The organism is Leucobacter viscericola (assembly GCF_011299575.1).
GTDB classification, from domain to species: domain Bacteria; phylum Actinomycetota; class Actinomycetes; order Actinomycetales; family Microbacteriaceae; genus Leucobacter; species Leucobacter viscericola.
Genome location: NZ_CP049863.1, coordinates 2,740,996 through 2,764,479 on the forward strand (window position 1 = coordinate 2,740,996; position 23,484 = coordinate 2,764,479).

Genomic DNA, 23,484 nt, shown 5'->3' on the forward strand with positions numbered 1-23,484 from the left:
TTGGTCGGGCGGCGGCCCCTTTTTCTATTCCGAGAGCCGGTCGGCAGGTGGTCGGTGCCTGAAGAGAATCGGTGTTCACTCGCTGGCAAGGAGTGGCAGCGAATAGTAAACGCTGCAAGGCTTCGCGCTAGGCGCTATGTGGGCGTATGGTTTTCACGACGGCCTCATAATCCGTCGGTCGCGGGTTCAAGTCCCGCACGCCCTACCAATCAGACAAAGGGGAGTCGCCACATTGGCGGTTCCCTTATTTTTCTTGGTGCAGCTTATTGTGCAGCTTATCTTCTGTGCGTGCAGCGAATCGTGCTGCTGCTTGATCCGCGAGAGCGACCTTTCGTTCCTCGATTGCGTGAGTGTAGATCGAAAGAGTGACGGCAGGGTTAGAGTGCCCCATCATCTCCGAGACTGCAGGAATGTCGGCACCGTCGGAGATGGCCATGGACGCGGCAGTGTGGCGGGCTGTATATCTGCGGGTGTGCGGCAGTCCAGCGCTCTCAACAACCTTCTTCCAAAGGCTCGTGTCATACCCAGGACGCAACACTGACCCGTCTGGGCGAGTGAAGCACCAGGCGTGCGGTTTCCCGTCCGGCTCCCAAGTTTTCCACTCGCTACGGCTGGCCATGTCAATAAGCTGCTGCTGGCGGAGCTCTCTGAGCATGTCGAGCATGTATTCGGGGAGAGCGATTTCGCGAGTGCCGGATCCTGTCTTTGTTGATGAGATCAGCTGTGCGCCCTTACCGCGGATCTGGAGTATCTGTTGCTCAACCCTCATCGTCGCTCTCTCGAAGTCGATGTGCGGCCATTCGAGCGCGATCGCCTCACCCGGGCGCAAGCCAAAGTCAAGGGAGAGGTGCCAGCGTGCCCGAAAACGGTCATTCTCGATAGCGCGATACACGGCAAGCATGTCCGCTTCAGACAGGCTCGTGGCCTGACTCTTAGAAGGCGTTGGTGGTTTCACCATGGCCGCGACATTGCGTCCGAGGTGCCCTCGCCAGACAGCGTGCTTGAGAGCTACACGGATGATCGAATGACACTGGTGCCGCGTTGAACCAGACATTCCACGTGATTCGAGTTCAGCGTAGAAGTTGTCGAGGTCGTCAATCGTGAGCTTGTCGATCTTCTTCGTGCCGAGCTGCGGGACGATGTAGTTATCGATGTACCCCTGATAGCCCGCATTGGTTGACTGAGCCCGGTCGCTCTCAGTTACTTTCATCCACTGCTTGAGCCACGCAGCAAGGGTCGGCACTTGCCCCGCTACGAGTTGGCCAGTGTCGCGCTGCAGAAGTAACGCGCGCCGCTTGCGTGCGGCATCAGCCTTCGTCGGTGCCGAGAAGTACTTCCGCTTACCGTCAACCGTGACGGCACCGCGCCACCCTTTGTCGGTCTTGTAGATAGACCCTTCGCCCTTAGCCGCGCGAACCATCTACGCACTCACTTTCATAGACCACTGACTGGCACCCATTTTGGAATCCCCGTAGACGGTATCTCCGATGCGCACAGCGCCGCTTTTTTGCAGTCCTTTGCGGTAGTCAACGTAGGCGAGAAACTGCCGCCTGGTAATGCCCAGTTCGAGGCACAGTGTGTCGTAGCAGGAAGTATGCGGCGTGAGTTCATTCCAGGCTATTGGGTTGATAAGTCGCAAAGCTGAATGGAGATTCGCGCGCAGTTCAAGCTTTGGGTGATGCCCGCCAATGTCGCAGTTTTCAACATGCGAGCACTCATGAGAAAGCGTCGGTCTGGTGAGATCTGAGCGTAAACCGCGATCAACAATGACCAGTTTCCGTTCAGGCACCCAGAGCGCATTGTGTCCGTGCAGCGTGTGACGAACGAGTCTCACTTTCATTGCTTCAAGATGCTCGACAGGGTCATAACTCGGATCATATTGGGGAAGAATCATCCTCGTTCCTTTCCGGCAAGTGGGGTTTACGGCGCTCCGTGGTCGATTGGGTCATCTCCCTTGGGGTCGGCAGCGTACTGTCCTAGCCAAGCTTCTTCGACGTTCTCCGGGATCACGGGAACATCATCGGACTTGCCACCGACATTTCTGCCGATCCGCGTCACCGTGGCGAGGCTCGGCATATCGGCAGACACGAACGGCTCTTTTAGCTTTAGGCCATCAGAAACGAATCTGGCTTTGGCAGGGAAGCTATCAAATTGCGACATGTACTCTTCTGCTTCGGCTAACAGGGTAGAGGGTGAAGTGCCCAACGCCCAGCAGATCGCGTCAAGCTGATCGATCGTAATGGGGCGGGTGCCGCGCACCATTTTCGAAAGCTGAGACTGAGAAATGCTGACAGATTCAGCTAGGTCTTTCTGACTGATGTTGAATTTCGCCATTAGTGCTCGGATTTGGCTGGCAACATGAAGTGCGAGATCTAGCTCGTCATAGTTCGGCATGTGGTCCATCGTGCCAAATCTGACACCAAATGTCCAGGGGGCTTGCACTTTAGTTCATTTGGAATATTCTAGTTCATATGAACTACAGCACACCAAGCATTCGAGCCTCACGCGCTGTTCGTGCTCTTCTTCATGATCGAAGGGAGTCGCAAGAGCAGCTTGCAGAAGCTACAGGAATCTCACTCTCTACTCTAAAGCGTCGGATGCTGAATATCAGCCCTTTCACGATTAACGAGCTTTTCGCTATCGCTCGGCATTTCGGCGTAGGAATCGAAGATGTTTTGAGCTCGCCGATGGAACGAGTAGCAGTATGACTGCCATGGAGGTCCAACCTAGCACTGGTATTGAGCGTCACTACTCGGTGCGGTCCGTTGCGGAGATCTTTGACCGTAGCGATGACTGGGTGCTCGACCGAATCAAAGCGGGGGAGTTCCCCAGGCTGCTGGATCTTGGCGCTTCACGTGCCGCCTACAGGATCCCGGAGTCGGTTCTCAAGGAGTACATCAAGACGCGCACCGTCGAAATTGAAGTGCCCGGTGCTGGAACACCGGGCGAGAGGTAGGGAGTCGGCGCGATGAGTGCTGAAGTAATTGAAATGACCCCGCTCGCGTTGCAGCGCGCCGGGGTCGTGGTTGAAAGGAATCAACGCGTCGATTCTACCGCGATTCACGTGGGAGTTGAAGATGTGCTTGTTGCGGATCGGTATCGCAGGGATCTTGGGGACATTGCTGACCTGAAAGCTTCCATTGTTGAGGTTGGGCTTTTGAACCCGATTACGGTTCGTGAGTGGCACGGTGGCTATCGTCTTGTAGCTGGCGAGCGTCGCCTTACTGCCTTCAAAGCGTTGGGGCTTGCTGAGATTCCGGCTCGTGTTGCTCGCGATATCGCGGATGCTCGGGATGCTTTGGTTGCTGAGCGTGATGAGAACACTGCTCGTAAAGAAATGCTGCCGTCTGAAAAGGCTTCATTAGGCATGGCTATCGAAGAGATGGAGAAACCTGCCGCGAAAGAACGTCAAGCTGCATCGCTTATCAAGGCGCGCGATGCTCGATGGAATTCTCTGTCCGGGTCCCGGGACCCGGACAGAGAAAAGGAAGTTCGTGCGCGTGATGTTGCTGCTGAAGCTGTCGGGCTAGGCCCCGCGTCCTACCGGCGAATCAAGAACCTCATCACCACAGCCGCAGACGACACGAATCCAGAACCGCTGCGTGAAGCGGCACGCGAAGGTATCGAGAACATCGACGCTGGCGGACCAATCAGAGGCGAGTATGACCGCGTGAAGGAACTGCGGCAGAAAGAATCAACTGTCACCGTGGAACCAGCAACGAAACGCGATGAAGCGGACGCATGGCACGCTGAACTCGCCGCCAGATACCCATTGCCCCGTATCGCGTTTGAAGCCGAAGGGCACGAGCGCCACGAAAACGCTGAATCGTTTGCTCGCGCTGCCTCGTATCACGGAGCGAAGTATCGCTTCAACGAGAAGAGTTACGCGAAGCACGCGGCGCAGTCTGCTGATTGGCTCGAACGTTCTTCCATGAATCTCGAAGTCGCCGTTGACGTTCTCTCTCACATTGACTTTTCAACTATCACTCCCGAGCAGGCGCTCGAAGCGTTGCAGCGCATTGAAGCAGTACCGCGTCAGCTCAACCTCTATATCCGCTCTCTGAAAGGAATCACTAATGAGCAGTAAGAAAGTACACACTAACGCCCGCATCAAGACAGTAGGGCTCTCAGAGCTTCGAGTGTCGCCAGCAGCACAGCGCGAGTTCAACCACAACTGGGGTAGCGAACTTGCCGAGACATTCGACATTGACAAGGTTGGGACGTTCGTCTGTTCCTATCGAGATGGCATTTACTGGATCATCGACGGGCAACACCGCCACTACGCGCTGACCTCGTTTGCGAAAGCAGAGTTTGGTGAAGAGTGGGGCGACTGGACGATTCAAGTCTGGGTACACGAAGGACTTGACGAACGCAAGGAAGCCGAACTCTTCCTGTCGTTCAACAACCGCAAGGCAATCAACAACTATGACAAGTTCAAGGTTGGTGTGACCGCCGAATTGCCCGTTCCGTCTGACATTAACCGGGTCGTGCTTGCTCTTGATCTGCGTGTTGCCAAGGACCGGCGCATCGGTTCTGTTTCTGCGGTAGGCACATTGGAAAAGATCTACAACGCGGGCGGGGCAGTTCTTCTTCGCAAGACGCTACAGACAGTTCGTGACGCTTGGGATTCTTCCGACTTTGATGCGAACGCTCTGGCAGGTGTGTCTCTCTTCATTAGCCGCTATGAAGGCCGGTATAAGGAGGATCGTCTCGTGAAGCAGATCGCCTCACTTCACAACGGTGCGAAGAGTTTGAAGCAGCGGGCGTATGTGCTGAAGGAACAATATGGCGGAACTCACGCTACGTCGCACGCTGCGGCGATCACCGAGCTCTACAACAAGGGCCTGCGTGGTGTGAGCAGTCTCGGGTCATGGTGGAAGTCAACGTCTGAGCCGGTGGCGTGATGAGCAGCATGGTGTTGGATGGTGCCGCGCCAAGGTCGCGTGCTTCTGATCCGGTTACGTCGGTTGAGGCGGGCCGGTCGGCTGATCTGACAGGTTCGCAGGATGCGGTTTTCTCGTGGTTCGAAATTAAGCCTGAGTGGACTCAGTCTGAGCTTGAACGTGCGATGCGGTTCTCGTCGTGGTCGCCGTCGCGCATCAGGTCTGCGGTGTCCGAGCTTCAGGCGATGGGGCTTGTGGAGACCACGGGGAAGACTCGTGAGACCAAGTACGGGCGTCAGGCTCGCGTGTACCGGGCAGTGAAAGCGGTGTCCCGATGATCGGCGTTCTAACAGCAATCATCATGCTGGTCACGGGTTGGTGTCTGTGTGAGACACGTCACCAGTTGAAGGTCATGCGGGCGCGTAGGGATGAGGTGGCGTGATGGGTGCTTGGTTTGGGCAGGTGTGTGCGCTGCTCGCTATCGGGTTCTTCGCGGCTACGTTGGTTGATTCGTGGCGTGCGGATCGTAGGGCGGCTCTGGTGGAACGAGAACGGCGAGAGATCGCTGCTTTCCGGTCCAGGACCGGTAAATCACTTCTACATGCGGAGGAAGCGCTCTTGTATGCGCGTCAACGAAGAATGTCACTTGATAGTGGAGATTTCGACGAAGTACCGGCTCACCTTTTGCCATCGACACGGGAAACTGGACAGCCCTTCCCGCGGCTATCAAATCGTGCACTTGAACGTCTACTTGACCAACGTTCTTTAGCTGGTAGACGACGGAATCCATTCCGGAGAACTCGTGAATGAGTTTCATCTTGAGTGATTTCATTTCGAGTCTGCGGCGGTTGTCTGCCCAACCAAGTACAGCGAAGACAAGGGCTGCCACTGCGATGAAGTTGTAAATGATTCCAGTCACAGTTTCAGCCTAGTCTCCCGATTTTTCGAGGGTTTCGACCCTACCGGTGCTTTTTGCGCCCTTTTTCAGCCCGTGATGCGCTCGCAGATCGGTCACGGGCACGACCCGCAAGGGCCACAAATTACATAGCTTGACTGAATTCCGATGCCTACCAAGGCCCGGTCCCAAAGGTTCGAGCGCAACATAACCGTCTAGATCCTGATTATCAGCCTGTGGTGGAGCTGTAGGGGTGCGGGTGGTGGAGAGTCCGGCCAGTAGATCCTGGCGGCGAAGATTTACGCCCTTCGGGGTGGGCGGTGTGTGGTGCCGTGTGCTGACTGGGATACCCGGGCATGCGTGGGGTTCGAGTCCTCAACCGTCACGGCAGATAGCCACAAGAGAAAGAGGGAGCGCTGTTATGGCGATTACGGAAGAGAAAACAGTCACGGTTGCGGATGCGAAGTCCCACGGGTCTCGTATCGAGGTTGTGGTGTCCCGCACTTTGACTGTGGGTGAGTCAAAGAGGTTGCGGAAGCTACTGAAGAAAGCGGAGGCGTCGGCCTCTTGTGAGCGGGGGCACCTAGAGCTTGGTGGTCTGTTCGGCCCGCGTCTGTAGTTGTTGGCCCGTGGAGCCGTTTGGTCATCCCCTTCAGCGGGGCACGGGCACGAAAGGAGGCCGCATGTTTAACGGTCTGACGATTTTGTTTGCTCTGGTCGCGTTCCTCGTGATCTGGGCTGTATACGAGTTTGAGGTTTGGAGGAATCGAGAGTGATTGAGTTCAGAGTTGATGGTGTGCCGGTGCCGCAAGGTTCTAAGACTGTGGCGCAGGGTGGCGGCAAGGCGTGGCTGCGTGACGCGAATGGTGCGAAGTTGAAGCCGTGGCGCGCGCTCGTTCAGAGTGTCGCTGAGGCGGCGCTGCTCGAGGCGGGTGGTGTCGGGTTTGACTGTCCCGTGGAACTGCACGTGACATTCTTCATGCCGCGCCCGAAGAAGCCAAAGTTCTATCTACCGGCGACGAAACCGGACATCGACAAGCTGCTGCGGGCCGTCATGGACGCTCTCACGAAGGCAAGTGTGATTCGTGACGATTCACGAGTGACTGCAGTGTCGATGTACGAGTCGTTTGCTGACGATCTCAACTCGGCGGGTGTTGATGTGTCGGTGTTTGAGGATCGGAGGGAACAGTGACCGATGACGAGCTTGAGCGTATGACTGCGCCGAAGCGTTACAACATTGCCCCGTACCCGATGCCTGGTGCGGGGTTTACTGTTTCCGCGGTCATGCAGCCAGAACGGAAGCACAGGTGCGGGCGGTGTGCGAACCCCTTCACGTATGGGCGTGAGGACTGCCCCAGAAAGAAGGTGCGTGCTGATGTGCGAGTTCTGTCGTGACGATCCCGAAGACGACCTCGATCCATGGGATGACGTTGACGCCCGGATCGACCTAATGAGAGAGGAACGAGCCTTTGACTGAACTCTCTGGGGTCGTGTATGACCTTCCGAACGCGGCGTATCACGCGCACAAGAGCTTGTCGGCTACGGGAGCGAAAACCCTTTTGAAGTCGCCGGCAAAGTACAAGTACGCGGTGCTCGACGGCAACAAAGAGTACAAGGCTTCGTTTGATCTCGGGTCAGCTGTGCATGCGAAGGTGCTCGGGATCTCGGGTGAAGTTGTGGTGCTCGATTTTGATTCGTTTCGGTCGAACGAGGCAAAGGTGGCGAGGGATGATGCGCGTGACGCCGGCCTCGTGCCGATGCTCCGCAAAGACATGAGCGAGGTTGACGCGATGGCGGAAGCCGTGCTCGGACACATGCCGGCACGAAAGATTATGGAGAAGCCTGGACGCTCTGAGGTGTCACTGTTTGGTGAACAGATCGGGGTGCCGCTGAGGTGTCGGTTTGATCGGCTCCCTGACGAGGGGCATATCGTCGCTGACCTGAAAACGATGTCTGGTGATGCGACGCCGGCAGAGTTCGCGAAAGCGGCCGCACGATATGGGTATGACATCGCGCGCGGTCACTACCTTGACCTGCTGGAACGGGTTGCCGGCAGGACTGCAGAAATGCTGTTCATCGTCGTGGAAACTGAACCACCACATTTGGTGAATGTCATCCAGCTGGATCGTGAGTTCGCGGAGATGGGCGAGGCGAAAGCGCTCGCTGCCCGCGACATTTACCGGCACTGCCTCGAAACGGGGGAGTGGCCGGGCTATCCCGAAACGGTGTCGCTCGCGCGAGCACCTCATTTCGCAATCGTTGAATATCAAGAAAGGTTCGGTGAGAACGCATGACCGAGATTGAACAGATGTTGCCCCGACCGTTGGCGGCGATGTCGCAAGGAACAGTCGTGGAGCAGTCGCGCGCGGTGGCGGAGGTCGCCGCAGCGGTGCAGGTAGCGAAGACGTTCCCGCGGGATACGAACCGTGCCGGCGAGCAGATGCAAGAACTGTGTGGCCGGCTCGCGGTCGCATCGCGGGCGTTCTACTCTGTCCCGAGACGTGGCTCTGGTATGTCGATCCACATCGCGCGCGAACTGGCGAGGATCTGGCAGAACGTCGATTACGGGGTGCGTGAGCTTCGCCGTGATGACGAGGCCGGTATATCGGAGATGCAAGCGTGGGCGTGGGATCAGCAGGAGAACGTGCGCACTACGCGCTCGTTCATCGTCCCGCACATGCGGTCCACCCGTGCCGGCGCGCTACCGCTCACCGATCTTGGCGACATCTACCTGAATAACCAGAACCAGGGAGCTAAAGCGGTACGTGAGTGCATCTTCGCGATGCTCCCGGGATGGTTCAAGACCGACGCCGAGGACCGGCTGCGTCGTACCCTTGAACACGGTGACGGTAAGCCCATCGAACAGCGCCGCACGGACGCTGTGGACAAGTTCAAAGACCTAGGCGTAACCCAAGCCCAGATGGAAGCGATGCTGAAGCGCGAGATGGGGCAGTGGGGAGCCCGCGATATTGCGGAGCTCACGAAGGCGTTCATGTCGATCACGCAGGACGGCATCACGGTGACCGAGTTCTTTATCGAAAAACCGGTAGAGATCGATGGGTAAACCGTTGTCGAAGAAGGTTGTGGCCGCTGTCCTGAAACGGGATGGCGGCCTTTGCGTTATCCAGCTGGACGGGTGCTTGCGAGACGCGAATGTAGCGGATCATCGTCGCAATCGGGGGAGTGGCGGCGCGAGGTCGCTTGATGGCAAGTCAAACCTGATTGCTGCGTGCGGGCTCTGTAACGGGGCGAAGGAAGACACCAAGGGTGAGCTACGCGACCTACTGATTGCGCGCGGCGTGATTATCGAGTCCGGGCGCACCCACGAGCACGAGGCGCAGAAGGCGCGCGAAACTCCGGTCTGGTATCCAGACGGTCGAGTGTGGCGTTTGGATGACCACGGTGGAAAGACGGAGGTGAAGTGATGGAGGCATGGCTGAGTTACGCAGGATTCGAAGAACTCGACTGGGAGGACCGGAAAACGCTCGCGAATACTTTTCTGGACCATTGCAAGGCACCTACTGGCGGTCTCTCGGAATCGTTCTACGCCGCGGTAATTGCTGTCGCGAACGTCGGGTACGAGCGAGCCAAAGAACACGCAATTAGCGGCATGGATCAGCTCGAAGCAATCCAGCAATCGGAGGTGACCTAGATGGGTGTGTACACGCCAGACAAGATCGTGATTGCGTGCGCGCGAGCACACAGCCCGCGGGAGCTCTGTGAGAAGGCCGACGCCGCCCACAACAAAGGCGAGGATGACCTGCTCTATCTTGACGCGCTCGCGGTTCACGCGCGCCGCGAAGGGTGGATCGAGTTGCTGATGCAGTCACTCTTCGGATGGGAAGACGACGTTGGACCCTGAACCGGTTTCACGGCGAATTCCCAGCATTAATTCCACGTGGAAAAACGGAAATTCCACATTCCATTCCACATGGCCTGAGTTGGCTACTAGTAAACGAAAGGAGGTTGATGTCAATGGCATGGTTCAGGGTTGATGATCAGTTTGGGAGTGATCCGAAGGTGATGAGGATTCCGCGTGCTGAGCGGCATTCGTGTTTGGGGTTGTGGTTGCAGGCGGGGGTGTGGTCGGCGCAGCATTTGACGGATGGTCGTGTGCCGGATTACATGCTCGATGAGCTGGGGGCGGATGTGTCCCACCGGGACAGACTTGTGACGGTCGGGTTGTGGATCGAAACGGGTGATGGGATCGCGTTCAATGACTGGTCTGACTACCAGCCATCGCGTGCCGACATCCTTGCTGCCCGAGAGAAGGAACGCCTTCGCAAAGAGGCATACCGCCAGAAAATGGCCGAGAACAAAGGGCAAAGTCCCGGCGGGACACAAAAGGACAGTGACGCGGGACACCAACAGGTTTCCGGGCACCCCGACCCGACCCGACCCGACCCGGCCCCTATTAAAGAAGTAGCTAAAGCTACTTCTACACGCGGGGCAAGAATCACAGCCGACTGGCTCCCCTCGAAAGACGACGTTGCCGCGATCAGTGAACAGTGCCCCGGCCTCGATACGCAGGCGGAGCACCTCGTGTTCATCGACTACTGGATCGGCGTCGCGGGAGCGAGGGGTGTGAAGCTCGATTGGTCGGCGACCTGGCGTAACTGGATGCGCAAGAAATTCAAGGAGCTGCCCCGCGGCACCACTCAAGCACCGGGCCAGAAGATGACCGCCGTCGATAAGGCGAGAGCATTTGCGGCAGAAATTGGAGGTGAAGGATGACCCCGCAAGAAATTGGTGAGGTGGTCGCGCTCGCTGCGGCTGGCGATCAGTACATGAGCTCCGAGCGCATGACGGGGGAGCGTGTCGCCTTGTGGGTGTACGCGATCCAGTCAGAAGCGCCAGAGATGACACTGGCTGAGGCTCGAGACACTATCGCGCACTATTACGCGAGGGTCGGGAAGTCGCTGCAAGTCGATGAGTTGATCAGTCTGTGGGAGCAACGGTCGGGGAAAGCACAGCGGGCGGTCGAGATTGCTCGTGATGTGCGTGTGGCGCGCTCGCTTGGGTTTGTGTCGCGCGACTGGCACGAGAAACGGGCACTCCCGCGGGAAGCTCTCGCGAAGCTCGCTGAGTATCGAGAGGCGCAGAAGTTGGAACGCGAACAGGTCGAATCAAGCTACATGCTCGGCACCACGAACGCGTCACCGCTTGCGCTTGATGTCGGGAGACAGGTCGATGGATGAGGTTCAGATATTGGCGGCGCGTCCGTTGGTGGCCCGGTTTGTTGCGGCGGTCAGGAATGGTGACGCGGACGATGTTGAGGCGGTGTGCAGCGAGGTTGCGCACCGCTTCGGTGTTTGTGGGCCTCAAGCACTCGCGGTACTCACCGCGGGTGTCCTGATCGAGCAGCAAGCAATCGCGGCCCGTGCGAGCCGTGAAGCAACCAGGTATGCCGAGGCGTACATGGAACAGAAAAACAAGGTGACGGAACTCCGTGGCCTTTTGGATACGGCAGCATCACGGATGCCTGCCGGCAACAGCAGATTGAGGGCAGTATGAGCAAAGCAACCACAGTTTTCGAGGGATTCGCGGCAGAACCGAAAACCCGGGTCTCTCAGCAGGGGAAAAGGCTGCTTGATATTTCGGTGGCCCACACGCCGCGACGATTCAACAAGCAGACAAACGAGTGGGAAGACGAACTAGATCGTGACGGCGAGAAGATCACGACGTGGGCGCAAGCGACCTTCTTTGACGAGATGGCAACGCATCTAGCGTCGGTTGTTTCGAAGGGGACAGAAGTCAGGATCGAAGGGGAGCCGCGACTGTCGGCATACATCGACAACAGCGGGAAACCTCGACCGAGCCTCGAACTGCGGTTCGCGCGCCTGACGCTTGTGCCTCGCCCGCCTCGCCAGGACGGTCCTGGCACGAGTTCAGGGGCACCCGAGGGGCAGAGTGCTTGGGGGCAACCAGCAGGCGCTCAAAACAGCTTTGACGATGAACAACCATTCTAAGGAGAATCAGAACATGGAACACCTCAGCAAGCAAGTAATCTCGTGGGCCTCAATCCTTGACGAGAACACGCGCGAGCAAGCAATCATGACCGGCACCATGCCATTCATCTACCCGCACATCGCGATCATGCCCGACGCGCACCTCGGCAAGGGTGCAACGGTCGGGTCAGTGATCCCGACACGGGGCGCGATCATCCCAGCAGCAGTGGGTGTGGACATTGGGTGCGGCATGATTGCCGTTCGAACCCAGTTCACTGCCGACGATATTGCGGGACTCGACCGCAGTACGCTTCGTACCGCAATCGAGAAGGCAATTCCGCTGTCTGCTGGGAAGTACAACATGGACCTCTCCCCATCAGCGGCTGCGCGAACCAACACACTTGACGCGGACGCGAGACTGGCTGGCTTCGATCCGGCTTCGTATGTCGGGAACTGGAAACTCCATCTCGGTACGCTCGGGTCGGGGAACCATTTCATTGAGGTGTCACTTGATCAGGATGACCGCGTGTGGCTATTCCTGCACTCTGGTTCCCGCGGTATTGGGAACCGGATCGCGCAGCACCACATCAAGGTTGCGCAGGAACAATGCGCCAGCCGGTTCATCGAGCTCCCGCACACCGACCTCGCTTATCTCGTAGAGGGCGAAGCGGAGTTCGACCGGTACATTGCCGAACTGCGGTGGGCTCAAGAGTTCGCTTTCCAGAACCGTGCCGAAATGATGGACCGCGTTCGCTACTGCTTCGAAAAGTGGGCTGGTGCACTGATCGAGACTGAGCTTGTCGTGAACTGCCACCACAACTACACCGAACAAGAAAACCATTTCGGGTCGAATGTGTGGCTCTCCCGCAAGGGCGCTATCGACGCAGCCGAAGGCGTGTGGGGACTCATCCCGGGATCGATGGGGGACCGCTCCTACGTCGTGAAGGGCAAAGGCAACAAGGTCGCGCTCTGCTCGGCACCTCACGGGGCGGGCCGTCAATACTCACGCTCGGCAGCACGCAAACGGTTCACACAAGACGAACTACGCGCGGCAATGGGTGACATCGAGTACCGCGATACGCCCGAGTTCATTGACGAGATCCCCGCAGCTTACAAACCGATTGATGTGGTGATGCAAGACGCGGATCCGCTCGTGGAAGTTGTGTACGAGCTTCGACAGATCGTCAACGTGAAGGGCGACTAACGCCCGTCATTTGCAGTATCTAGCCCCGCCAAGAGAGCGGGGCTTCGTGTTTCCCGGGGGCCGCATCGTGTGGCCCCCGCAGTCGTTTTAGGAGAAGTTGATGAAGATTTACGCGTTCGCGAGCAGGTTTGCACGCGGAGGTGCCTACCTGGTGGTGGGCACCAACATTCGAGATGCCGCACTCAAGATCGAAAGGTCTTTAGGTCGCCGTCCAACGATGGGCAACACGGCGACCGCGAGCGACCTGGCCAACTGTGACCAATCGCAACTCACGGAAGACGAGTGCGCGATTTTGGGGGAGCGGCTACGTGAAGCCGAGGCTGACGCGGCTCGGGTTCTCGCGCAGATAGGACAAACGAAATGACGATACCAAAACGCAAAACTCGCCGAACTGACTGGCTAGACGCTGAGTTCAAGGAGCAACTTGAGAATCAGTCGTTCGAATCAGGCCTCAACGCCAAGCTCTCGAAACGAGTTGTTGGGGTGGCTTGGCAAATCCTGCCACAAACGACTGCCGTCTATGACGGTGTACTTCAAGGGGCACGTAACACGTACTGGGTAAACCCGGACGGCGAAGTTTTGCACGTCGGTCACGCGAGCGAACACAACTGGCGTGAGGAAGGAAAGCTCGCTCAACGCGGCCCTTGGTTTCGGCTCCCCGACGAGGCGCTGGAAAGACACAAACAACACTGGGCCCGTGAAGTAGACGCAGCCAACGAACAACGTGACGCAGCCGTAAAGGAGCTTGCGGAACTGAAAGACAAGCTGGCAAAGCTTATCGGGTATGAAAGTTGTGAGGAATGGTGATGACGATGACACCAGAACAGAAACGCGAACGGATTGACGAAGCGCGAAAGTTGCTGAAGGACTTCGGTGGTGGATATCAGGACTATCCAGGTGGCCCAACTCGCGAGTACCTCGGGTTCGACGTGATTGCGCGATTGGTTGGCGCTTTGGAAGCGACACCTGACACACCAGACGAGAACGATCGAGAAGCGCTGAAGCGTATAGCTGAGGTCGCGAGCGTGCAGCACCTCAAAGATTCAATTGCTGAGTACAAGGCCGTAACCGGCATCGAAGAAAAGCCGAGCGATTGGGAGCTTGAGTTTTGGCACGCAGGTTACAAGTGCGGTGCCCTGGCGATGATCGATCACCAGCTTTCTCGTGCTGCTGTACCCGAAGCGACAGAACCGGGACGAACACTTTTCTACGCGCCAAAAGTGCGAAACGGCTCGGTCACGGCAGCCCCGGAGGGCTTCTCGCAAGCCAGGTGGCATCAGAGCGCAATCGGGGACACGGGATGCTCCCACAATCTCCCGGGCCGTCTGTACGTCGTGCAGTGCGAATGGTGCCCGAAAGCGTTTGCCGCCAACACGAAAACGGAGGCAATGGACATGTTCCGTGAGCACGAGAGCGAAATGCTCTCGCCAGCACTGGAGAGGGCGAGTGATGGCAACTGAGCGCGACATGCTGAACCTGCTCGGCAAGCGATACACGAGCATTCGGCCAGGGGCGCTCGCGGATCGCTGGGTGCGGGCGGAACACGTGCGCCGCACTCTCGGGGATCGTTTCGGCAACTACATTGCCGATTTCATGGCGCTTGATAAATGGCCCGGGATACCCTATGGATCCAGCATGGCCGTTCATTGGCATGAGGTGAAGGTTAGCCGGTCCGACTGGCTTGCTGAGCTACGGGAGGCGCGCGCCGCCATCGAGAGAGTACGCGCGTTACATCATGTACCAGTTGAGCCGTCACGCGACCGGCGCTTTAGCCATCGAGACGAGGAATGCGTGTCGTGCGGTGAGCTTGCGCCGTGCTCGACCGTCCGGGCAGTCGATGCGAGCTAGTCTGGGGTCATGATTGCTCGCGCCCATATCGCTCTCGACGCCAACAGTGTGCCTCCTGAGGATCGTCACGCCCGTGACCTCTCCGACTACGAAATGGTGGAGGTCACGGGTGAGGGCGCGACATGGGAGGCAGCAAAAGACGCGTGCGAGATCCCGGAAAACGCGCTCATCATCTCCTGGATCCAAGAATGATCGACTACGACGCCAGGCTTGCGCTGATTGCTGAGCAGCACGACGCGGGGTGGACCTCCACGCAGATTCTCGAACACCACGGCATCAGCAAGTCACGCGCGACCGAGCTAGTTCGAAAGGTCAAGCGGAAGCGGCTGTTTGCTGAAATTGAGGCCCAGAAAACCGGATTGTATAAAAGTAGACAATAGCTCCACTTTGCTGTATATTTATACACAACAGCAAGGGAGAAGAAAATGGCCACCTACGTACGAATCCAAGACCGCAAGCACGGCATTGAGGATCTCCTGCGCGAAGGCCGCGCAAGCCTCCCTATGCGCAACGAAGAAACCGACACCCGCTATGGTGTCTCCGTCTGCACCAACCTCGAAGCCCTCATGGACTACTACGTACAATGCCCCATCGAAATTGGTGACGACCCCGTAATCATCACCCTCGAAGGCGACATCGCAGACGATCAGCCCCTCGACGCCGAGTACGGCGAAATCCTCATCAACGCAACCCGCGTCGTCTCCATCGAATCCGCAGAAGACGCAGGATTCTTCGACGGCATCAACGCACGCCTCGACAGCTAGCCGACCAAGGAACCATCATGACCACCACCAAACTTCCCGGAGCCAAAGCCTGGCTTGGCCCCGCAGCGGATGAGATGACCGAATCTCAAATCGAGCGTTTCACCGAGCTAGTAAACCTGTACGACGTGAAAGTGAGATTACGCCGCCCGGACTACGGCACTGCTACCTATTACGAAGCAGACTACGAAGATGACAACGACGCCGCTTTGACTGCGGCCCTTGAAATCGCAATCGGCACATTCAATCTGGGTGCCCGAGGCCAATCGCTCATCCAAGCAAGAATTGACGCATACCAAGGGGCGGTCGTCGCACACCTTGCCGGTGAATCCGAAGTGCAAGCCGCACAAGACGCACGTATTTCCCGCCTCACACTACGCAAGCAACTCGGGAAGGGCAAAAAATGACCCAGCCCGCTAACCCGTCACGACCTCAACGAGGGGCGTTCTTTACCAAAACGGAGAGACTGTCAACCTTTATCAAAGCTAACGGCGGTCCCCCGGTCCGTATTTCAGACGACCCCGACGAGGTAGTCCTCGCAAACTTTGTTTACAACGCGAGACACAGGCACAAACAGGGGGAACTTTCTGCGCAACACATTCAAGCGCTCGATTCCGCTTATCCCGATTGGAACGCCCCACGCAAACGAGGCCGGACCAAGATGGACTTGTCGAAGCCCGTCAGGTACAAGAAGTCAGAAGCGGCAATAGCCGCGAGGCTGAAGCGGTATCAGGATTGGGCTACCCGCATTGCCGACTTTGTGGCTACAGAACGCAGATGGCCTCGGGATATGGGACACAACCCCAGTCCGGATGAGTTCTCACTTGGACGGCACCTGAAGATGCAACGCGGGCGACATCTCGGCTGGAAATCAGTCGCTCCACTCAGCGAAACTGAGCGACATATTTTGGACGCCATAATTCCCGGGTGGGATGCCGAAGAGTTCTCCACGAGAACTCTTCCTCAGTCAACTAACGAAAGATGTGAGATACCCGGGTGTGAAAACCCTACGCGAAAGATGGGACTCTGCAGCCAGCACTACAGGGAAGACCTCGAGCGTCGGCAAGCCCAAGGGACACAGAAAACTTGGAAAGCATGGACGCCTGAGGAAGACGCTTTGGTAATGGACGAAAAACTCAGCGGGCCAGTTGTTGCAGAGCGGATTGGGCGCACGTTGCCGTCAATCTACGCACGCCGGTTGATACTCAAAAAGCAAGAAAGTAGTTAGGCCGTGTCAGCAGAAGCAATAGCGCTCGCATGTGCCGGATTCTCTGACCGTGAGATCGAGCGCAGAACGGGATTGCATCGCAAACAGGTTGCGAAATTGCGTCAACAACACGACCTCCCCGCTTGGACCGCGCCGCTGCCTGCACACGGCACCCCAGCCCGTCACCGGAGGGGTTGCGAGTGCAGAAAGTGCGATGCCGCATACCGCGCAATGAAGCGAGACGGCTACGAAAGGACCGGCCCATCTCATCAGCCCATGCCTGCCGAGAAGTCTGCTTCGCTAACCGCTCGCGCACGACACGCTCAACGCGAGACAGCACGCGCAGCAACACGATGGCGTGAGCCCTGGACCCCTGAAGAACTCACCATCGCTTTGGACTACCGGAACACCGCTACCGCAGCCGCTCTCAAAATTGGTCGCTCTCTCGGAGCCGTCCGACACATCAGACGCCGACACAAAGCGGCACCAGATATGCTCCCACACCGGCCTCGCAATTCACACTAACCCCTAGCTGAACAGCACTGGTCAGGCGTATTCTGCCTGCATGTGTGCATCATATGGACTCAGCGGTAACGGCGAGCGGATCGAGCTACCCCGCGGGCTTGAGCCGATGGATGACCGAGACTCGCAGCAACTCTTGTCAGATTGGATGGAGCAGCGCAGCGGGAGCGCGAAGATCACCGGCAAGAACGCGGTCAATCTGAACCCGATCATTCGCGCGAACTCTGCCGGTGAGCAAGAGTTGCTGATGGCGTGGTGGTGGATCTGGCTCGACGGATCAGGGCCGGTCAAATTCAGCGCCTTCAACAGCCGCGATGACAAACTCCTACGCTCATGGAAGCGCCCCTTTCAGCACCGCGCAATCCTCCCCGCATCCTGGTACGTCGAAAAGAAAGGCCGCTTCCACCTCCCCGAGCACGAACCATTCGGGATCGCGGCACTCACGAATACGATTACTCGAGAAGACGGCACCGAGCTCGTCACCTATTCAATGGTGACTCGCGACGCTGTAGGTGAGGCTGCCGACTATTGGCCACGCATGCCACTCGTGCTCCCACAATCCCTCTACAGCGAATGGCTCGACCCCGAACGCCCCGGCGACGAAAGTCTCGTGTCAGAAGTACAGCACGGCTCCGACGAAATCTCACGAACACTCACCGCCGCGGTGTGAATGTCAGAGCCACCAGATACTCTCGAGCCCTAGTCTCAGGAGGGTGCCGTGCCGCAAATCAATCTGATCCAGATAGAAACCAACGTCTGGGTCGTGCTGCGCGAATTTAGACAGCAACCCAAAGCCGTCATCCACAAAATTACTGACACAACCGGTGCGGACCGCTACATGGTGATGAGATGGGAGCCCGACCCAGCACAGCGCCGCATGACGGGGATCTACAACGACCTGACCGAGGCCGAGAAAACAGTGCCGTGGCCGAGCACCCGCCCGAACACCCAAAGCAACCGCGGTGTCGGGCCAGGCGGCTACCAATAAACACAAAAAGACCCCCTCACCTGATCCCGTTGGGATTGAGTGAGGGGGTTTCGCTGTTTCTACACACTGTCTTCAGCGTCGCGAGTGACAAGCGAGGCAGTCCCGCGGTCGCCGAACGAATCGGACCCCACCGAAGTGAGGATCGACACGAGCGCCGCTAGACCGGCTACCGAGAAAAGCTGAAGCCAGTCAATCCCGAGTAACCCAGTCGCGCCCGCGGTGAGCAAAGCTACCGCGGCCTGAGCAAATGTCTTCACTGCACGCTCGCCAGCATCTTTCCAAAACTGCTTCTCGAACATTTATCCTCCGTTAAAGATTCGTCCAACAATGTAAGCGCCGCCAGTTGCAATAAGCCCGGCTGCGAGTGGTGGTAGCCAGATGATCCGTGAGACCTGATGAGCCACAGCATCATGCTTCTTCTCAATCGAGACCTGGCGCTCCATCACGGCCTTAATGTCCGCGGCATCACCCTCTTGCCTGACCGTTGCGGCCTCAAGATCTCGTAGCCGCCCAGAATGCGAATCGAGGCGCTCGTCAACTTTCGCGAGTTGTTCCACGATCACCTCAAGCCTTGCGATCCGTTCTTGAGTGCCTTGGCCTTGGTGCCAAAGTTCAGCAAGCCCGATATTGCCGGGCGCAGCTGCGGTCATTTCGAGACTCGCTTGAACTTCGCCCACCCACCAGCATCAGTGTGGAACGCGACGAGTCCGAGCTGCTGCGCGAACGCGTTAGCGGCCCGCTGCGTGGACAGTTCCATCCAGAACTTCGGGCCAAAAACGGCCCAGCGTCCCTGATTCGGTCCTGCAGCGTGCTCGTAGTATGCCATCAACATGTTGTGCTCCTGTCTTTTCGGTGCCGCAGGTGCGGCATGCTTCGGAAATGCTTTGATGGGGAGACTGCGCGGGTCATACCAACCCACCGGACCCCACCCGCGGTTGTCACGGATCTCCCAGTGCAAGTGAGAACCAGTCGAGAGACCGGCCCCGATAGTGCCGAGCGCCCCGCCAGTGAGTCCGATCACATCTCCGGCGTTCACCCACTGGCCATCTTTCGGGTCCATCCGTGACAGATGACCGTGACGGGCGACAGTGCCGTCCGGTGCGATGATGTCGATCACCCACGCACCCAGGCCGTCGTTCCAAATGATGTCGACAATGCCGGACATGGTGGCGCGCAACGGTGTCCCTTGCGCAACCGCAAAGTCAGTGCCGACGTGATCAGCCCACCCCTGCGGGCGAGTACCAGGCCACTCACTCACGAGCGCGGGATCGAACGGCCAAAATAACTCAGCCATGAATTTCCCCTCCTTACATGCAAAAACCCCGCCGTAGCGGGGTCTAATCGGTTTCAGTTCGTGGCGGATCCGGCGGTGACTCAGCCTCACGGATCGCCTGCACCGCGGCAAGAATCATGCCGTCACTAATCACCGAGCTATCACCACCCGGCTCCGACACCTTGCGGGCAAGCGCAGACTCATACGCGGCATCCCACCCTGGCTGAGCCGACAACCTCCACCCTTGCTGCGATGCCCAAAACGGCGCATCAGGAACCCCCTCGGAAGCGGCACACGCCGTCACCCGCTGGATAATCAACTGATCCCCGGCAAGCTTCGCCTGAGTCAAATACGACATCACTTACTCCTTACGATGAGGCAGGCCACGACCCATGCCCCAAGAACGAGGTAGAGGCCGCGGTATGCAAATTACGGATCGTGCACCGCCCAGTAGCAGAATCCACCCAACCCAGACCGGGCACACTGCCACCACCAACAACCGAGATCGGTTTGTTGAGCGGCGGATACGCGGCAGCAGGCAACGTGAACGCAGGCGCAAGCACACCATTCGCCGCGACACTCGCCGTGTACTTCACATCAAATTCGAGATAAATGATTCCTAGCTTGCGCATCCAACGGCACGTACCCGTACCGCCAGGGATCGCGACATTTTGCCAGTCAGTGTCAATACGCGACCGGATCGTGTCCTGGACCGTAATAACGCCATCGCCATCAAACCTGAATCGGCCAATCAGCGTGTCATCGCGCACGGCAACGATACTTAGAAGTGATCCGCCAGCATCGAGCCGGAGCTCTGATCGAGTGTCTGCTTGGGTGCTGGACACGCCCATCTCGACTGAAATTGCGCTCGCACCGAAAAGGTGAGGACGCACAAAACCCGAGAGCCCGCCATAGTCTGCCTCAAGCTGAGAGTCTTGAAACTTGATCATCGACCCATCAGCCGCTTCGCTGTAGACGCGTGCAGCACCAGACGGCGCGCGATCAATCGCAGCCTTCCCAGAGAGCGAGGTGTATCTAACCACGGTCAAATCGTCAATGTAGATCAACGCGGCACCAGCGCCAGCATCCGATACCCTGATCTGGCTTACTGACACGCCAGAGGGAATCGCACACCGAATCTCTACCCATGTTTTCGCAGGCATGTCATACCCGCCATAGACTTGCGCCTCGTCGGTGACCAGCATTGAACCGGCCACCGACCTCCAAACCCATACGGAAAAATAGCCTCCCCGAGGAAACGACGTCGTTGGGATGGGCCGCTTTGCGCCTCGTTCAGTGGTCGAGGGATTCTTGGAAAGCAGTAGGGAATAGTTGCCACTGCGCTTCTGCGCAGTTGAGAGCGTCGGCTTCGGAATTGGGTCCCATGGCCCCACCCATTGACCAACCGACTCACACTGATCCGTAAGCACCGTTTCGGACGCTTCGACAGACGGAAGTGTAAAGGTAGACCCTTCAAACCGGTTGCCGAAAAACTCGCCACCAATGATCGTCGGCGCATAGATCTGGGCATTCCCAATCGCGATAGTGCCATCCTCGCTCGGGATCAACAACTGATCCATGAGCACCTGATCACGCACCCACTCAGCGCCCGCCCACCGGTCAATCCGGTATGGATGACCGTCAGCGTTCACACGCACCAACTGAGCGCCGATCCGAAACCCACCTTCAGGCATCGCCGGGGAATACACGCCATCAGGCCCGACCCGGTAGCGTGCCGCCCTCAACGCATCCTCACGCGCCTGCACTGCTTTCGAGTCAGCGGTAGCGGCGGCTTGAGCGGCGTTATCGGCAGCGAGCTTCGCCTCTGCAGCTTTTTCTTTCGCCGCCCGTTCAGCTTCGTCGGCCTTGTCCTGAGCATCCTTTGCCGCCGCAACCTTTGCTGCAGCGACCGCCCGCGCAGTTTCGTCGTTCGCATCAATCTGAGCCTGCTCAGCTTGAGCCTTAGCAAACTCCTTGGCCGCCAGTTCAGCGTCAGCGGCACGATCAATCGCCGCTTGCGCCGCGTCCTGCGCCTCACGCTGAGCAGAATTCGCAGTGTTCTTCGCCGCCTCAGCATCATTCGCGGCAGCATCCGCGACCGCTTTCACGCCCTCCGCAAACTCGGAAACCTCAGATGCAGCCCGGATTGCTTCCTCGGCCTGCTCTTGGGCTTCCTGCACCACAAGATTCGTGCCGATGACACTCATTTGGGTTTCATGCAAACCATCTGCAAGGGCTTCCTGCTCAGTGATTGCCTCGCCAATCAGGTCGAAATCGCTGGACTGTGCCGCATCAAGAGCGGCAAGGTCTTCACGCTGACCCGGCAAAGCCGCAGCCGCGTCCGTAGCGTCAGCGAGCGCGTCAGAGAGTTGCACCTCGCCATCCGGCGTGGAGATCGTTGACCTCACTACCTGACGTGTGCGCATCAATCCTTTTACATCCTTTGAGAGCGCGGCCTGTTGGCGGGCGATCTTATCGAGTGCATCACTCATATGGCATTCACCCTTTCAAGTCGAAGTTCAGCCTCAATTGGGCTGCGTAGTTTCCATGACAGAATCCGGTGCCACCAGGCGATCCTGCCAACGTTAGGGACGATGCCCTGTACAAGGATCGTGTCGCCCGGATTCCAAGACCACAACGGTGCCGCAGGGTTGTCGCGCACGGTAATCGAGGGGATCTCCAAGAAGCCTCCCGCGTACTTCAGCTCGGTAGCGACTTCGGCGCGCATGGCTGAGACCGTGGATATTTCGGGTCGTGAGAGAACGATGTTGCGGCGTGCTCGACGATCCACCCGAGCACTATTTGCCCGGATTGCGCCATCGCCTTCACCAGCACCGCGACCCAGGATCTCCGAGGCGTACGGAATCGAGCGCGGCTTGAGCTCCGAAATGATGTTGATGCCCTGCTGAAAAGTCAGGTCATCACGTGTGCGACCTGCAGAAGGGTAGGCAATCTGGATGCGGTAGTCCGGTTTGCCTTCACTCCACACAGCACGAGTTGTGAAGTCGAAACCATACTGTTTCGCAAGCTTCGTGATTTCGTCCCACGTGTCCGGGAAATCAGCGGCCTCAATCTTGAGCCCACCACCATCCTTACGAGCTAGTTCTTGTGCTGCCCGATACGCTTCCTCTGCATCGTCGTAAGGTTCCTGCCACGGTGTCTCTTCATCGCGCAGGTCTTCAAGCTGAGTCTGCAACGGCTCGATCTTCTTGTCGCGCTCGTCACGTTTCTTCTTGAGCGCTTCCTGCTTTGTTGTAACCTGAGCTTTCGCCGTGTCGAGCTGAGCTTTCGGGGCTTTCGCCTGCACAAGCGCGTCATACGCTTGAGTTGCGTCGTCACGAGCACGGGTGAGGGGACGCAACAGCGGTGCATATTGTTCACGTATTTTCCGAATCTGCGCCTCTTTCGCTTTGCGAGGCTTCGATCGAAGCTCAAGCGCTGCCTTCGCTTTATCGACTGCGATCTTCGCGGCAGTCGATTTGATGTCTGAGTCAGTTCCTTCGCGGAGCGGAGTCGATCCCACAACCGACACCCCAAAGTCGCCCGATGGGGCGGCTTGTGTGTACGCCCAAAGGTCACGTACGACTGCGGCGGGGTCGACTTTCACGCCGTGAATGTTGCCGGTGAAAGTCAGTCCGTCTGGGTAGCCTGCAAGTTCGCGCACCGTGAACTTGAGGTTCGGCCCGTCCGGAGTTACTTCGTGGACGATGCCTTGCCATCTGCGCCGGTCGACCCCATTCCCGGTCTCTGCGTTGATGATCGTGCCGCCCTCTTCAATCAGAGGGTGTCCGTCCTCCGCGATACCAGAGGCGAGGCCATGAGGCAGTGTAGCTTCGAGAACCCCGTACATGTTCAGCCCCCACTCGCATCCCGAGGTGATGGTGAGAGGGAGTGAGCGGTGCAGCGTTTGCCAGGTGCCGAAACGTTGCGCGACATATACGAGGTCGGTCATGCT

At 57.9% G+C, this 23,484-nt stretch carries 36 protein-coding genes; 26 read left to right on the forward strand and 10 right to left on the reverse strand.

Features of this window, described 5'->3' with window-relative positions; all coding sequences use genetic code 11:
* Nucleotides 1-244: 244 nt before the first annotated feature.
* The 3 genes from G7068_RS11810 to G7068_RS11820 are packed head-to-tail and all read right to left on the reverse strand — an operon-like array spanning nt 245 to nt 2,394.
* On the reverse strand, nt 245-1,420 hold the full coding sequence (locus tag G7068_RS11810) for a tyrosine-type recombinase/integrase (RefSeq protein ID WP_166292137.1): 1,176 nt from the start codon (nt 1,418-1,420) through the stop codon (nt 245-247).
* Nucleotides 1,421-1,894 (reverse strand): hypothetical protein, encoded by a 474-nt coding sequence (locus G7068_RS11815; RefSeq protein ID WP_166292138.1) that lies wholly within the window; start codon nt 1,892-1,894, stop codon nt 1,421-1,423.
* Nucleotides 1,895-1,920: 26 nt separating this feature from the next.
* Nucleotides 1,921-2,394: a helix-turn-helix domain-containing protein gene (locus G7068_RS11820; protein WP_166292139.1), complete on the reverse strand. Its 474-nt coding sequence runs from the start codon at nt 2,392-2,394 to the stop codon at nt 1,921-1,923.
* 77 nt (nt 2,395-2,471) lie between these two features.
* Here G7068_RS11820 and G7068_RS16675 point away from each other — a divergent pair, with 77 nt between their 5' ends.
* The 5 genes from G7068_RS16675 to G7068_RS11845 are packed head-to-tail and all read left to right on the forward strand — an operon-like array spanning nt 2,472 to nt 5,221.
* The gene (locus G7068_RS16675) at nt 2,472-2,708 is read left to right on the forward strand and encodes a helix-turn-helix domain-containing protein (RefSeq protein ID WP_166292140.1); all 237 of its coding nucleotides are present in this window, start codon (nt 2,472-2,474) and stop codon (nt 2,706-2,708) included.
* 5 nt (nt 2,709-2,713) lie between these two features.
* Nucleotides 2,714-2,956, forward strand: coding sequence for a hypothetical protein (locus G7068_RS11830; protein ID WP_166292141.1), 243 nt, complete (start codon nt 2,714-2,716; stop codon nt 2,954-2,956).
* Between the two features lie 33 nt (nt 2,957-2,989).
* Nucleotides 2,990-4,087, forward strand: a complete 1,098-nt coding sequence (locus tag G7068_RS11835; protein ID WP_244304822.1) for a ParB/RepB/Spo0J family partition protein — start codon at nt 2,990-2,992, stop codon at nt 4,085-4,087.
* Nucleotides 4,077-4,904 (forward strand): DUF6551 family protein, encoded by an 828-nt coding sequence (locus G7068_RS11840; RefSeq protein ID WP_166292143.1) that lies wholly within the window; start codon nt 4,077-4,079, stop codon nt 4,902-4,904. Before G7068_RS11835 ends, G7068_RS11840 begins: the two co-directional genes overlap by 11 nt.
* The gene (locus G7068_RS11845) at nt 4,904-5,221 is read left to right on the forward strand and encodes a hypothetical protein (RefSeq protein ID WP_166292144.1); all 318 of its coding nucleotides are present in this window, start codon (nt 4,904-4,906) and stop codon (nt 5,219-5,221) included. Before G7068_RS11840 ends, G7068_RS11845 begins: the two co-directional genes overlap by 1 nt.
* A 158-nt stretch (nt 5,222-5,379) precedes the next feature.
* On the opposite strand, the gene G7068_RS11850 is transcribed toward G7068_RS11845, so the two are convergent.
* Nucleotides 5,380-5,802, reverse strand: coding sequence for a hypothetical protein (locus G7068_RS11850; RefSeq protein WP_166292145.1), 423 nt, complete (start codon nt 5,800-5,802; stop codon nt 5,380-5,382).
* Between the two features lie 748 nt (nt 5,803-6,550).
* Between G7068_RS11850 and G7068_RS11855 the strand changes: the two genes are divergently transcribed.
* From G7068_RS11855 to G7068_RS11955, 21 genes are all read left to right on the forward strand, one after another.
* On the forward strand, nt 6,551-6,970 hold the full coding sequence (locus G7068_RS11855; protein ID WP_166292146.1) for a RusA family crossover junction endodeoxyribonuclease: 420 nt from the start codon (nt 6,551-6,553) through the stop codon (nt 6,968-6,970).
* A gap of 277 nt (nt 6,971-7,247) precedes the next feature.
* Nucleotides 7,248-8,072 (forward strand): PD-(D/E)XK nuclease-like domain-containing protein, encoded by an 825-nt coding sequence (locus G7068_RS11860; protein WP_166292147.1) that lies wholly within the window; start codon nt 7,248-7,250, stop codon nt 8,070-8,072.
* Nucleotides 8,069-8,842 carry a hypothetical protein gene (locus tag G7068_RS11865; RefSeq protein ID WP_166292148.1) on the forward strand — a complete coding sequence of 258 codons (774 nt, stop codon included), beginning with the start codon at nt 8,069-8,071 and terminating at the stop codon, nt 8,840-8,842. The genes G7068_RS11860 and G7068_RS11865 overlap by 4 nt, the downstream gene beginning before the upstream one ends.
* Nucleotides 8,835-9,203, forward strand: a complete 369-nt coding sequence (locus G7068_RS11870) for an HNH endonuclease (protein ID WP_166292149.1) — start codon at nt 8,835-8,837, stop codon at nt 9,201-9,203. The genes G7068_RS11865 and G7068_RS11870 overlap by 8 nt, the downstream gene beginning before the upstream one ends.
* A complete protein-coding gene (locus tag G7068_RS11875; protein ID WP_166292150.1) occupies nt 9,200-9,430 on the forward strand; it encodes a hypothetical protein in 231 nt (76 codons plus the stop codon). The genes G7068_RS11870 and G7068_RS11875 overlap by 4 nt, the downstream gene beginning before the upstream one ends.
* The gene (locus G7068_RS11880) at nt 9,431-9,640 is read left to right on the forward strand and encodes a hypothetical protein (RefSeq protein ID WP_166292151.1); all 210 of its coding nucleotides are present in this window, start codon (nt 9,431-9,433) and stop codon (nt 9,638-9,640) included.
* 107 nt (nt 9,641-9,747) lie between these two features.
* Complete coding sequence (locus tag G7068_RS11885) at nt 9,748-10,512, forward strand: hypothetical protein (RefSeq protein ID WP_166292152.1); 765 nt, start codon at nt 9,748-9,750, stop codon at nt 10,510-10,512.
* On the forward strand, nt 10,509-10,976 hold the full coding sequence (locus G7068_RS11890) for a hypothetical protein (RefSeq protein ID WP_166292153.1): 468 nt from the start codon (nt 10,509-10,511) through the stop codon (nt 10,974-10,976). Before G7068_RS11885 ends, G7068_RS11890 begins: the two co-directional genes overlap by 4 nt.
* Nucleotides 10,969-11,292 (forward strand): hypothetical protein, encoded by a 324-nt coding sequence (locus G7068_RS11895; protein ID WP_166292154.1) that lies wholly within the window; start codon nt 10,969-10,971, stop codon nt 11,290-11,292. The genes G7068_RS11890 and G7068_RS11895 overlap by 8 nt, the downstream gene beginning before the upstream one ends.
* The gene (locus tag G7068_RS11900) at nt 11,289-11,747 is read left to right on the forward strand and encodes a single-stranded DNA-binding protein (RefSeq protein ID WP_166292155.1); all 459 of its coding nucleotides are present in this window, start codon (nt 11,289-11,291) and stop codon (nt 11,745-11,747) included. The genes G7068_RS11895 and G7068_RS11900 overlap by 4 nt, the downstream gene beginning before the upstream one ends.
* A gap of 13 nt (nt 11,748-11,760) precedes the next feature.
* The gene (locus G7068_RS11905; RefSeq protein ID WP_166292156.1) at nt 11,761-12,930 is read left to right on the forward strand and encodes an RtcB family protein; all 1,170 of its coding nucleotides are present in this window, start codon (nt 11,761-11,763) and stop codon (nt 12,928-12,930) included.
* Between the two features lie 100 nt (nt 12,931-13,030).
* On the forward strand, nt 13,031-13,294 hold the full coding sequence (locus G7068_RS11910) for a hypothetical protein (RefSeq protein ID WP_166292157.1): 264 nt from the start codon (nt 13,031-13,033) through the stop codon (nt 13,292-13,294).
* Entirely contained in the window at nt 13,291-13,737 is a 447-nt protein-coding gene (locus G7068_RS11915; RefSeq protein ID WP_166292158.1) for a hypothetical protein, read from the forward strand. The genes G7068_RS11910 and G7068_RS11915 overlap by 4 nt, the downstream gene beginning before the upstream one ends.
* On the forward strand, nt 13,737-14,390 hold the full coding sequence (locus G7068_RS11920; RefSeq protein ID WP_166292159.1) for a hypothetical protein: 654 nt from the start codon (nt 13,737-13,739) through the stop codon (nt 14,388-14,390). Before G7068_RS11915 ends, G7068_RS11920 begins: the two co-directional genes overlap by 1 nt.
* A complete protein-coding gene (locus G7068_RS11925; RefSeq protein WP_166292160.1) occupies nt 14,380-14,778 on the forward strand; it encodes a hypothetical protein in 399 nt (132 codons plus the stop codon). The genes G7068_RS11920 and G7068_RS11925 overlap by 11 nt, the downstream gene beginning before the upstream one ends.
* 9 nt (nt 14,779-14,787) lie before the next feature.
* Nucleotides 14,788-14,970 carry a hypothetical protein gene (locus tag G7068_RS11930; RefSeq protein ID WP_166292161.1) on the forward strand — a complete coding sequence of 61 codons (183 nt, stop codon included), beginning with the start codon at nt 14,788-14,790 and terminating at the stop codon, nt 14,968-14,970.
* Nucleotides 14,967-15,158, forward strand: coding sequence for a hypothetical protein (locus G7068_RS11935; RefSeq protein WP_166292162.1), 192 nt, complete (start codon nt 14,967-14,969; stop codon nt 15,156-15,158). Before G7068_RS11930 ends, G7068_RS11935 begins: the two co-directional genes overlap by 4 nt.
* A gap of 45 nt (nt 15,159-15,203) precedes the next feature.
* Nucleotides 15,204-15,542 (forward strand): hypothetical protein, encoded by a 339-nt coding sequence (locus G7068_RS11940; RefSeq protein ID WP_166292163.1) that lies wholly within the window; start codon nt 15,204-15,206, stop codon nt 15,540-15,542.
* A gap of 17 nt (nt 15,543-15,559) precedes the next feature.
* Nucleotides 15,560-15,946, forward strand: coding sequence for a hypothetical protein (locus G7068_RS11945; RefSeq protein WP_166292164.1), 387 nt, complete (start codon nt 15,560-15,562; stop codon nt 15,944-15,946).
* Between the two features lie 1,365 nt (nt 15,947-17,311).
* Nucleotides 17,312-17,938: an SOS response-associated peptidase family protein gene (locus G7068_RS11950; RefSeq protein ID WP_166292165.1), complete on the forward strand. Its 627-nt coding sequence runs from the start codon at nt 17,312-17,314 to the stop codon at nt 17,936-17,938.
* A 48-nt stretch (nt 17,939-17,986) separates the two neighbouring features.
* Nucleotides 17,987-18,256, forward strand: coding sequence for a hypothetical protein (locus G7068_RS11955; protein WP_166292166.1), 270 nt, complete (start codon nt 17,987-17,989; stop codon nt 18,254-18,256).
* A gap of 59 nt (nt 18,257-18,315) precedes the next feature.
* Here the strand turns inward: G7068_RS11955 and G7068_RS11960 are convergent, their stop codons facing one another.
* Genes G7068_RS11960 through G7068_RS11985 form a run of 6 tightly spaced genes read right to left on the reverse strand, consistent with a single transcriptional unit; the run spans nt 18,316 to nt 23,481 of the window.
* The gene (locus G7068_RS11960; protein WP_166292167.1) at nt 18,316-18,555 is read right to left on the reverse strand and encodes a holin; all 240 of its coding nucleotides are present in this window, start codon (nt 18,553-18,555) and stop codon (nt 18,316-18,318) included.
* Nucleotides 18,556-18,906: a hypothetical protein gene (locus G7068_RS11965; RefSeq protein ID WP_166292168.1), complete on the reverse strand. Its 351-nt coding sequence runs from the start codon at nt 18,904-18,906 to the stop codon at nt 18,556-18,558.
* On the reverse strand, nt 18,903-19,550 hold the full coding sequence (locus tag G7068_RS11970; protein ID WP_166292169.1) for a M23 family metallopeptidase: 648 nt from the start codon (nt 19,548-19,550) through the stop codon (nt 18,903-18,905). Before G7068_RS11970 ends, G7068_RS11965 begins: the two co-directional genes overlap by 4 nt.
* 43 nt (nt 19,551-19,593) lie before the next feature.
* The gene (locus G7068_RS11975; protein WP_166292170.1) at nt 19,594-19,887 is read right to left on the reverse strand and encodes a hypothetical protein; all 294 of its coding nucleotides are present in this window, start codon (nt 19,885-19,887) and stop codon (nt 19,594-19,596) included.
* A gap of 10 nt (nt 19,888-19,897) precedes the next feature.
* The gene (locus G7068_RS11980) at nt 19,898-22,021 is read right to left on the reverse strand and encodes a hypothetical protein (RefSeq protein WP_166292171.1); all 2,124 of its coding nucleotides are present in this window, start codon (nt 22,019-22,021) and stop codon (nt 19,898-19,900) included.
* Complete coding sequence (locus G7068_RS11985) at nt 22,018-23,481, reverse strand: hypothetical protein (protein WP_166292172.1); 1,464 nt, start codon at nt 23,479-23,481, stop codon at nt 22,018-22,020. The genes G7068_RS11980 and G7068_RS11985 overlap by 4 nt, the downstream gene beginning before the upstream one ends.
* Nucleotides 23,482-23,484 lie beyond the last annotated feature (3 nt).

Excerpts from the sequence above, each read along its gene's own strand:
- G7068_RS11810 (WP_166292137.1), bottom strand. The coding sequence starts at position 1,420 with ATGGTTCGCGCGGCTAAGGGCGAAGGGTCTATCTACAAGACCGACAAA.
- G7068_RS11815 (WP_166292138.1), bottom strand. The coding sequence starts at position 1,894 with ATGATTCTTCCCCAATATGATCCGAGTTATGACCCTGTCGAGCATCTT.
- G7068_RS11820 (WP_166292139.1), bottom strand. The coding sequence starts at position 2,394 with ATGCCGAACTATGACGAGCTAGATCTCGCACTTCATGTTGCCAGCCAA.
- G7068_RS16675 (WP_166292140.1), top strand. The coding sequence starts at position 2,472 with ATGAACTACAGCACACCAAGCATTCGAGCCTCACGCGCTGTTCGTGCT.
- G7068_RS11830 (WP_166292141.1), top strand. The coding sequence starts at position 2,714 with ATGGAGGTCCAACCTAGCACTGGTATTGAGCGTCACTACTCGGTGCGG.
- G7068_RS11835 (WP_244304822.1), top strand. The coding sequence starts at position 2,990 with ATGACCCCGCTCGCGTTGCAGCGCGCCGGGGTCGTGGTTGAAAGGAAT.
- G7068_RS11840 (WP_166292143.1), top strand. The coding sequence starts at position 4,077 with ATGAGCAGTAAGAAAGTACACACTAACGCCCGCATCAAGACAGTAGGG.
- G7068_RS11845 (WP_166292144.1), top strand. The coding sequence starts at position 4,904 with ATGAGCAGCATGGTGTTGGATGGTGCCGCGCCAAGGTCGCGTGCTTCT.
- G7068_RS11865 (WP_166292148.1), top strand. The coding sequence starts at position 8,069 with ATGACCGAGATTGAACAGATGTTGCCCCGACCGTTGGCGGCGATGTCG.
- G7068_RS11870 (WP_166292149.1), top strand. The coding sequence starts at position 8,835 with ATGGGTAAACCGTTGTCGAAGAAGGTTGTGGCCGCTGTCCTGAAACGG.
- G7068_RS11880 (WP_166292151.1), top strand. The coding sequence starts at position 9,431 with ATGGGTGTGTACACGCCAGACAAGATCGTGATTGCGTGCGCGCGAGCA.
- G7068_RS11885 (WP_166292152.1), top strand. The coding sequence starts at position 9,748 with ATGTCAATGGCATGGTTCAGGGTTGATGATCAGTTTGGGAGTGATCCG.
- G7068_RS11890 (WP_166292153.1), top strand. The coding sequence starts at position 10,509 with ATGACCCCGCAAGAAATTGGTGAGGTGGTCGCGCTCGCTGCGGCTGGC.
- G7068_RS11895 (WP_166292154.1), top strand. The coding sequence starts at position 10,969 with ATGGATGAGGTTCAGATATTGGCGGCGCGTCCGTTGGTGGCCCGGTTT.
- G7068_RS11900 (WP_166292155.1), top strand. The coding sequence starts at position 11,289 with ATGAGCAAAGCAACCACAGTTTTCGAGGGATTCGCGGCAGAACCGAAA.
- G7068_RS11905 (WP_166292156.1), top strand. The coding sequence starts at position 11,761 with ATGGAACACCTCAGCAAGCAAGTAATCTCGTGGGCCTCAATCCTTGAC.
- G7068_RS11910 (WP_166292157.1), top strand. The coding sequence starts at position 13,031 with ATGAAGATTTACGCGTTCGCGAGCAGGTTTGCACGCGGAGGTGCCTAC.
- G7068_RS11915 (WP_166292158.1), top strand. The coding sequence starts at position 13,291 with ATGACGATACCAAAACGCAAAACTCGCCGAACTGACTGGCTAGACGCT.
- G7068_RS11920 (WP_166292159.1), top strand. The coding sequence starts at position 13,737 with ATGACGATGACACCAGAACAGAAACGCGAACGGATTGACGAAGCGCGA.
- G7068_RS11925 (WP_166292160.1), top strand. The coding sequence starts at position 14,380 with ATGGCAACTGAGCGCGACATGCTGAACCTGCTCGGCAAGCGATACACG.
- G7068_RS11930 (WP_166292161.1), top strand. The coding sequence starts at position 14,788 with ATGATTGCTCGCGCCCATATCGCTCTCGACGCCAACAGTGTGCCTCCT.
- G7068_RS11935 (WP_166292162.1), top strand. The coding sequence starts at position 14,967 with ATGATCGACTACGACGCCAGGCTTGCGCTGATTGCTGAGCAGCACGAC.
- G7068_RS11940 (WP_166292163.1), top strand. The coding sequence starts at position 15,204 with ATGGCCACCTACGTACGAATCCAAGACCGCAAGCACGGCATTGAGGAT.
- G7068_RS11945 (WP_166292164.1), top strand. The coding sequence starts at position 15,560 with ATGACCACCACCAAACTTCCCGGAGCCAAAGCCTGGCTTGGCCCCGCA.
- G7068_RS11950 (WP_166292165.1), top strand. The coding sequence starts at position 17,312 with ATGTGTGCATCATATGGACTCAGCGGTAACGGCGAGCGGATCGAGCTA.
- G7068_RS11960 (WP_166292167.1), bottom strand. The coding sequence starts at position 18,555 with ATGTTCGAGAAGCAGTTTTGGAAAGATGCTGGCGAGCGTGCAGTGAAG.
- G7068_RS11965 (WP_166292168.1), bottom strand. The coding sequence starts at position 18,906 with ATGACCGCAGCTGCGCCCGGCAATATCGGGCTTGCTGAACTTTGGCAC.
- G7068_RS11970 (WP_166292169.1), bottom strand. The coding sequence starts at position 19,550 with ATGGCTGAGTTATTTTGGCCGTTCGATCCCGCGCTCGTGAGTGAGTGG.
- G7068_RS11975 (WP_166292170.1), bottom strand. The coding sequence starts at position 19,887 with ATGTCGTATTTGACTCAGGCGAAGCTTGCCGGGGATCAGTTGATTATC.
- G7068_RS11980 (WP_166292171.1), bottom strand. The coding sequence starts at position 22,021 with ATGAGTGATGCACTCGATAAGATCGCCCGCCAACAGGCCGCGCTCTCA.
- G7068_RS11985 (WP_166292172.1), bottom strand. The coding sequence starts at position 23,481 with ATGACCGACCTCGTATATGTCGCGCAACGTTTCGGCACCTGGCAAACG.